This is a genomic window from Gloeocapsopsis crepidinum LEGE 06123, from assembly GCF_015207655.1.
In the GTDB taxonomy this organism is placed as follows: Bacteria; Cyanobacteriota; Cyanobacteriia; order Cyanobacteriales; family Chroococcidiopsidaceae; genus Gloeocapsopsis; species Gloeocapsopsis crepidinum.
In genome coordinates this window covers 1-7,339 of record NZ_JADEWN010000111.1, presented here as the reverse complement: position 1 = coordinate 7,339, position 7,339 = coordinate 1, and the positions used below count along the sequence as shown (strand labels likewise).

The window sequence follows — 7,339 nt, the reverse complement described above, 5'->3', positions numbered from 1 at the left end:
CCTATGCCACTGAGGTTCAAAATATGTGCAAAAATCATCGACCTCACAAAACAATGCTTCTAAACTAGACATAGGACGGGGCGCTGAATGGTTTAACTTAATTTCAGCTTACTTGCCCCCTCCTTTTCTTATCCCGAACTGACGTTATTTACCGCCTTATTCTCCGGACTTGAACGAGATTGAGCATTGGTGGTTTACCCTGAAGAATTGGATGCGGCAACGCTGGGATGAATTTGATAACTTTCGGGATTGTGTTGATGCTGCCTTCAAAGAATGTCCTAACGTGTATGCGTAGTGCTATAAAATACAACTTAGCCTCAAACGTTCATAAAGCCACCATCAACAACAAGATCTGCTGCTGTCATGTAGGAAGACTCGTCACTGGCAAGGAAAACGGCACTAAGAGCAATCTCCTCCGGTGCACCAAACCGTCCTAGAGGGGCAGATTGCTTAATGTAGTCTCCAAAGCTATTGAGTACCTCAGGTGCTAGTCCCATTTTGTTTTGAAAATCAGTTAGTACAAAGCCAGGGCTGAGGGCATTCACGCGGATCTTACGAGATGCCAGTTCAGCCGCCAGGGTTCGAGCCAATGATCGCACTGCTGCTTTTGTTGCAAAGTATACACTACCCATAGCCGCACCTTTCTCACTTACTGCTGATGCATTCAAGATGACGCTTGCCCCTTTATTCAGTAATTCTGCAAGTTTTTGCACTGTAAAAAATACACCTTTGACGTTAATATCAAATTGATCGTCGTAGAACACTTCGTCTATGACATCTAGTGGCGCAAACAAGCCGATGCCTGCATTGGCAAACAGAATATCAAGACCACCAAATTCTGCTTTTACCTGTGCTGCTAGCGCGATGAGATCGTGCAGCGATCGCACATCTGCACGGACAGGAATCACTGTTTCACCAAGTTCCTTTGCTGCGGATTGTAAACGTTCTTCATTCTGCCCAGTAATCATCACCCGTGCACCCTCTACGACAAACTGTTTAGCAGTTTCAAACCCGATTCCGGTCGTTCCACCTGTAATAACAGCTGTTTTGTTGTTCAAGCGAGCCATAGCAATTTCTCTTGATGATGGTTTGTCGATAAACCTAGACCAATTGGTATAAGTTAAATCAAAAAAATTTAAACCCTTTTGAGCAGCATCAATGTTGCCTCTACGGTGTTCTGCAAAAGCGTTTCATCTTCTACAACTCGACCTAGCAAAGCCATTCCTTGAGTGGTGCAAAGCAGCATACGAGCAACGTTACGGGAGTTAATGGCTGAACTGATTTCACCTGCTTTTTGAGCACGATCAATAACGGTACAATAGGCATCTTCCAAGCTTTGGAGATGGTGACACAAAATCGATGCAATCTCTGTCTCATCTGTGTCAAAATCAGCTATGTTTGTGCCTAACATACAACCTCGACTTCTAGGTAATGAATGTCGTTGCTGCAAATTTTGTAAGACTTGCTCAAGGTTTGCCAAGGGCGAACCCGATGCCAAAAGCTGATCTCGCATTGATTTCACCTCTGTCTGAGCGTAGTAGTCTAATGCCTTGAGGAAGAGCGATCGCTTGTTGCCAAACGTATCATAGAGACTCTTTTTACTAATTCCCATGTGTTCAAGCAGTTTGGAAAGGCTAGCTGCCTCATATCCTCGTGCCCAAAACACTTCCATTGCCTTTGAAAGCGCAACTTCAGGATCGAATTGTTTCTCAGGTCCCCTGCTCATGGTAGTATGGTAACCTTACTTATACCAAACGGTCAAGGTTTTAAGGATAGCATGCGATATCAAGAGGGCTAAGTAATTTCAAGCGATCGCCTAGATCTTGCCTAAACTGCTATGGGTTGAATTGGCTGTCCTAAAATTTGCTCAATCATCTTTGGCTGCATCGTCTGTAAATATTGGGTTTCAAATCCTGGTGGCAAAAACTCAAACAAGATGCGATTCTCCACCCAAAACTCAACCAGCCTGAAGATACTGTCTTCCTGATCGCGAGTCAAAACACGCCACCCTTCCCGTTGCCCAATTTGCTCAATCTGCTGCTGAGTTGTGGGAACCGAAATTGCAGCATGGATAGCCACCAAATCAGTCGATGCGGAAGGTAGCAACTGGGCTGGTTTGGTATCAGCACCTAGAGTCCACACAGTCCCATGAGGAAACACTACGATACCAGTGCCATAGCTGTCAAAAGGCATGACGTTGTAACTGCCAGGATAAAAGAATTGGTAAACTTTACCCTTCCAGATTTCTGCTAAAACACTAGCAACCCGCAATGGATTGTGAGCGTCGATCGAGATATGGTGAATCATGTAAGTAACTCCATTCAATTAAAAAGTTTTTATTTATACAGTGATTCCAAAATTGTCAGCTAGAAAAGCTTAAAAAACGTCTGGGCTTAAATTGGGGAGGATTGAATCTGCAATCGCACCCCGATAAAAGTGCATTTGTTCAAGATTTTTTAATCTCTGCGGGTCAAATTCCCCGCCGCTGTGCGGCGTAAAATATAGAGATGAGTGAGTATATTCATAAAAGTCATAACGTAACAGTTTTGCTATACCATTTGGTGTTTTTTGCGAAGTATCGACGAGCTGTATTTGACGAACAGGTAGATGCAGTTTTGAGGGAAGTGTGTCTAGAAATTGAGAAACGCTACGAAATCAAGTTTGTTGAAATTGGTGTGGACAAAGAGCATGTAGATTTTTTAGTGCAGTCAGTACCAACTTACAGTGTGACTAAGCTGGTGACTCTGCTCAAAAGTCTGACAGCAAGAGAAGTGTTTAAACGCTGCCCGCACGTGAAACAGCAACTGTGGGGCGGCGAGTTTTGGAGTGATGGGTATTTTGCTAGCACAGTGGGAAAACATGGTGATGAAGGAATGATTGCCAGATATGTAAAAAAACAGGGGAATGACTATCTCAAACTGCACCGAGATGAGCAATTGACTCTATGCCTGATTCTGATACCCCGTCCGCTTGCGGCGGGGTAGTTCATTCAATCAAACAAAAGCTCAAAAATTAATTACTTGTTAATACTGAGGCAAGAAGCTCAGGATGCGACAAATGCGGGCAATGTCCAGAAACTAACTCAATCGCATCGACTCCTAAGCGCTTGCGTGCAGCGTAGCGTGACCATACAGGAGATATGATCCGGTCATTGGTACAAACAATATATTTACGCTCAACTTGTGGTAAAGCTTTGAGAGGGTTTGTTTCAAAAATGTATGCCATCGAGTTTTGCAAACGACTTTTTGAGATTGCCCACTGTGTTACATCTGGTTGACAATCAGAATAAAACAAGTCCCTTAACACTACTGCGTCCGTAAAATCTTTCCCCACAGAAGCAGGTTCAAATATATCAGGTTCATCGTGAAACTGTTTCAGTTTACTAGGGTTTTTCGCCTGGTAATTAAATGATTTAAGCGTATCAGAATCAAGATGATGCGAAAATTGATCAAGTGTACTGATTCGAGGATGCGGAATTAGCGCAGCTATAAATATTAGTTGACGCACGTTTACTGCTTCGGCAACAAGGGGAATTATAGTACCAGCCATTGAGTGACCAACTAGCACAATATCATCAGTTTTTGGTAACGCTTGAATGACTGCATCCGCAAATTGAGATAAAGTAGCCGATGCATTTTCAATTGGCAAATCCATTGCTATAGTTTTGTGACCCTGTGCTTCTAAATAGGGAATTAATAAATCCCAACACCAAGCGCCTTGGAAAGCACCGTGAACGAGACAAAAAAGACTCATATTCATTGCATCGTGTCATACTGAACACGCCTACTTGCTTGATTTTTTGCAAACTCTAATGCGTACTTTAACTTCTACACTTTGCAACTCCAATATTCTTGAATAAAAGCTGCATTCTTAGCAATTATTAGCTCTTTGAATTAAACTAACACCCAACTGCCGCATCACTGCCAGATCGTCACGGATTACCCAATACTCGACAAGTTGGCGATCGCGAACTCGTAAAATATGAATTTGTTGTTGACAAATTGCTCTATTTGTGGATGATACTGCTAAAAATTCTGGAAATTGCCCATTGTGCGTACCAGTAAGCGTACATCGCATGACAACTTTATCATCTTCTGCAATCAAGTCTTCAATTGTGTGATGATGATCGGGGAATGCCTCTGTCAGAGTTCTAATAAACTGCTTGCTGCATTGTCTCGCGGTTTCTAGCAGCAACTGGTGTAGGGTCGTGATTGATAAATGTTTCTGCCATTAATTCGGCAATCGCCTCAGTGTTGCGTTGATTAAAAACCTCTTCGTAAAAGCAACGGACAATTTCTTTGTTAATTTCTGTCGTGCTATTCATCGTCAGTTCCTCTATTAAAAGCCGACTTTTACTGGTACACTCGTCACGCGTAAAACCGATTCTTGTTGAAACTGCGTCTTGTAGAGGTTAATAATTTCCTCAATTGCGCGTCTTTTCGCAGGGCTATTCGGATAAATTAAAATTAAGACCTTTGTTGGTTCTCTAATAATGGTTCCTGTGCTGGTGCGAAACTGCCCACTGGCATCGAATACAGTCAATCCGTCAGGAAAACGCGGCGTGACGACATTGCGCAAAAACCTTTGAAATTGTTCCTCAGAAACAATTCCGCCTGGTCGAGATCTGCCAAAATATAACTCATCTTGCAGCAAAAGATTGGTGCGGCTCAAGCTATCTGCTGGTGCTTCGGGAATTTGGGCGCGGGCTTCGGGTAATGAAGCCACCGAGCCTGTAAACAGCAGACTAGTAATAAAAAGAGTGCTAAAACTTTTTCGTAAAGCGAGCATAGTGATATTTCCTTAAGTAGGGTTAAATAACAACAATATCTACAGCGCTAAGAGTTGGAATTCCAACAAGCGTTGCGATTTGGACTTGAAACGCTGCACCTGTACCATCTGGGTCAAAAAACAGCGCTCCATTGTTGTTGTAAATGAATCGGTCATTAGCGTCAGCCGCAGAGGAACCTAAGCGGAATTGACCAGATGCGATCGCACCTGCGTTTAGCCCACCGCCAAAACCAGCAGCAGAAACCTGAATAGAATCATCCACAGCGACAAAGTCTGTAATCAAATCAATTCCTTCATTCGAGGCGTTGAAACGAAAGCGGTCTGCACCTGTACCTCCGAGCAAGCGATCGCTCCCAGATCCTCCAATTAAAAGGTCGTTACCGTCTCCTCCAGAGAGGATATCATTGCCCAAACCTCCATTAAGCGAGTCATTACCTCCTAACCCGCTGAGGATGACATTGATAGTCGTGGATGTCATATTGTTGTTGAGTTCATTGCCCGTGCCAATGAGTCCACTTTCAAACTTGAGTACCAAGTTCTCTACATTGTCAGGCAGCGTAAAACTGTCATCCGACTCGACGGTATCAATACCACCATTGGCAGCCTCGACGATTGTGTCAACATTATTACGCTCAAAGACATCATAGAGGTCATTGCCTGCGCCGCCTATAAGGCTGTCAACACCAAAAACACCAGAGAGCGTGTCATTACCCGCACCGCCAAACAAAGAATCATCTCCATCTCCTCCACGGAGGGAGTCATCGCCATTACCTCCGTTGAGGATGTTACTGGGAACATTAACCCCAATATCTCCACCAAAGAGGGAGTCGTCACCCGAACCTCCATCAAGGAAGTCAGTTCCCGCCCTTCCATTGAGGATGTCGTTACCCGCTCCACCCGAAAGAAAATCATCGCCGAGATCGCCAATTAATTCATCATTGCCAGCAAAGCCAAAAATATCATCGTTTCCGGTCGTTCCTACGAGGTCGTTTCCGCCAAAAAGGTTGTTGTCATCGCCGTTAGTACCAAAAATTGTTGCCATGTCGTTTTCCTTGCCTGGTAATTGGTAAAAGGTAATTGGTAATGGGTAGTTGCGATTCTCTTTCAGAGACACTTCGCGATCGCACTCTTACCCACTGCTAGCAAAGTCAAAAGAATAAAGTGTTCAGTTTTATACCCAGGCGACAATCAGGATGTCTGCGGCACTGATATTAGGAGATCCGCCAAAAGTATTGCTAGGATTTAGGTCGGCAATGATATTCCCTTCCGCATCGCCGCCCACAACGACTGAGCCATTGCGGTTAAAACATAAGTTGCCTCTGACCGAGTTATAGGTAATCTTGGCATTACTAGAGAACTGTTCAGAGAAGCTATCGACGACCTCAAACTCAGACGGATTCAAAGTACCGCCTGCACCACTAAAGAGCGTGTCAAATGTGGTTTTGGATAAAACGATTTTGTCGCTACCCACACTAAAGTTTGTAATGGTATCTACACCAAGATCGTCAAATCGAAAGGCGTTGCCTGTGCTAAACAAGAACTGGTCATTACCAACACCGCCAATCAAGACATCATCGCCTTGGCTGCCTTTGAGGGTGTCATTGCCAACTCCTCCGTTGAGCGTATTATTAGCTCGGTTGCCATCAATAAAGTTATTAAGCTCATTACCTGTGCCATTAACCGTGTCAAAACCTTTGAGATCCAAGTTTTCTACGTTGGCTCCCAGCGTAAAGCTGCCGTCAGACTCAACAGTATCGATGCCACTACCAGGGTTCTCTATGATGGCATCATTAAAGCCAGTGATTTCGTAAGTATCATTGCCTAAACCACCTCTAAGCGTGTCGGAGCCTGATGAACCAGCATCAAGTTCGTCATTACCGCTGCCACCAAAGAGGAGATCGTTGCCATTTCCACCGCCAATATCAACAGATCCCAAGGTGAATTGAGAAGCGTCAACGACAGTCCCATTGTTACCTCCACGTAGTAACGCGGTTTCAATATTATTTAATTGATCGGTGCCCTCACCCACCAAAGTATTATTAGTCAAAGTGAGGTTAAAATCGCTAAACTCAGTAACTCGGTCAATGCCCGCGCCACCATTGAGGGTGTCATTGCCAGCTTCGCCCTCTAAGTTATCATTGCCATCACCACCGTTGAGAACATCATCGCCAGCTTGACTATCAAGCAGATCATTGCCAACTCCACCGTTGAGCGTGTCATTGCGAGTACCACCTCTGAGTTGATCGTTGCCACCTAAACCGTTGAGAGTTACCGATCCAAGGGTAAATTCAAAGGCACTAATTGAGTTATTACCTTCACCTCCAGTGAGTGTTGCCGTTTCAATGTTGCTGAGTGTATCAGTTTCATTACCGACTCTTAAACTGGTGTTGTTCAGGCGGATAGTCGCATCACCTGACTCATACTAAACCGCGTTCTAAAGAACAATTCTCAGATGAGGGAAGTAGGTCATGGAAGACAGCTTTGCAGGAGCTAGCATTAACTCCTGCAAGCCTTGGCAAAGGACATCTGTAACAGCATCAAGTGAGTCGAA

At 44.2% G+C, this 7,339-nt stretch carries 10 protein-coding genes and 2 pseudogenes; 2 read left to right on the top strand and 10 right to left on the bottom strand.

The features are described 5' to 3' along the window. Positions 1-145: 145 nt before the first annotated feature. A pseudogene (locus IQ230_RS25515) lies at positions 146-295 on the top strand (transposase); the annotation flags it as partial. Positions 296-317: 22 nt separating this feature from the next. On the opposite strand, the gene IQ230_RS25510 reads toward IQ230_RS25515, so the two are convergent. From IQ230_RS25510 to IQ230_RS25500, 3 genes are all read right to left on the bottom strand, one after another. Further along, the gene (locus tag IQ230_RS25510) at positions 318-1,067 is read right to left on the bottom strand and encodes an SDR family oxidoreductase (protein WP_193934989.1); all 750 of its coding nucleotides are present in this window, start codon (positions 1,065-1,067) and stop codon (positions 318-320) included. A gap of 68 nt (positions 1,068-1,135) precedes the next feature. Beyond that, entirely contained in the window at positions 1,136-1,726 is a 591-nt protein-coding gene (locus IQ230_RS25505) for a TetR/AcrR family transcriptional regulator (protein ID WP_193934988.1), read from the bottom strand. 101 nt (positions 1,727-1,827) lie between these two features. Continuing rightward, complete coding sequence (locus tag IQ230_RS25500) at positions 1,828-2,307, bottom strand: hypothetical protein (protein WP_193934987.1); 480 nt, start codon at positions 2,305-2,307, stop codon at positions 1,828-1,830. 200 nt (positions 2,308-2,507) lie between these two features. Between IQ230_RS25500 and tnpA the strand changes: the two genes are divergently transcribed. After that, the gene (tnpA, locus tag IQ230_RS25495) at positions 2,508-2,984 is read left to right on the top strand and encodes an IS200/IS605 family transposase (protein WP_193931767.1); all 477 of its coding nucleotides are present in this window, start codon (positions 2,508-2,510) and stop codon (positions 2,982-2,984) included. A 28-nt stretch (positions 2,985-3,012) separates the two neighbouring features. Here tnpA and IQ230_RS25490 read toward each other — a convergent pair whose 3' ends face one another. From IQ230_RS25490 to IQ230_RS28070, 7 genes and pseudogenes are all read right to left on the bottom strand, one after another. After that, positions 3,013-3,753 carry an alpha/beta fold hydrolase gene (locus IQ230_RS25490; protein ID WP_193934986.1) on the bottom strand — a complete coding sequence of 247 codons (741 nt, stop codon included), beginning with the start codon at positions 3,751-3,753 and terminating at the stop codon, positions 3,013-3,015. A gap of 117 nt (positions 3,754-3,870) precedes the next feature. Next, entirely contained in the window at positions 3,871-4,104 is a 234-nt protein-coding gene (locus tag IQ230_RS25485) for an ester cyclase (protein WP_265576262.1), read from the bottom strand. Between the two features lie 46 nt (positions 4,105-4,150). After that, positions 4,151-4,324 (bottom strand): ester cyclase, encoded by a 174-nt coding sequence (locus IQ230_RS27160; RefSeq protein WP_228055381.1) that lies wholly within the window; start codon positions 4,322-4,324, stop codon positions 4,151-4,153. Between the two features lie 14 nt (positions 4,325-4,338). Continuing rightward, complete coding sequence (locus IQ230_RS25480; protein WP_193934985.1) at positions 4,339-4,788, bottom strand: DUF3574 domain-containing protein; 450 nt, start codon at positions 4,786-4,788, stop codon at positions 4,339-4,341. 22 nt (positions 4,789-4,810) lie between these two features. Next, entirely contained in the window at positions 4,811-5,902 is a 1,092-nt protein-coding gene (locus IQ230_RS25475) for a calcium-binding protein (protein ID WP_322742571.1), read from the bottom strand. Between the two features lie 57 nt (positions 5,903-5,959). Beyond that, positions 5,960-6,835 (bottom strand): calcium-binding protein, encoded by an 876-nt coding sequence (locus tag IQ230_RS25470; protein WP_193934984.1) that lies wholly within the window; start codon positions 6,833-6,835, stop codon positions 5,960-5,962. A 75-nt stretch (positions 6,836-6,910) separates the two neighbouring features. After that, positions 6,911-7,090, bottom strand: a pseudogene (locus IQ230_RS28070) (calcium-binding protein); the annotation flags it as partial. Positions 7,091-7,339: the final 249 nt, after the last annotated feature.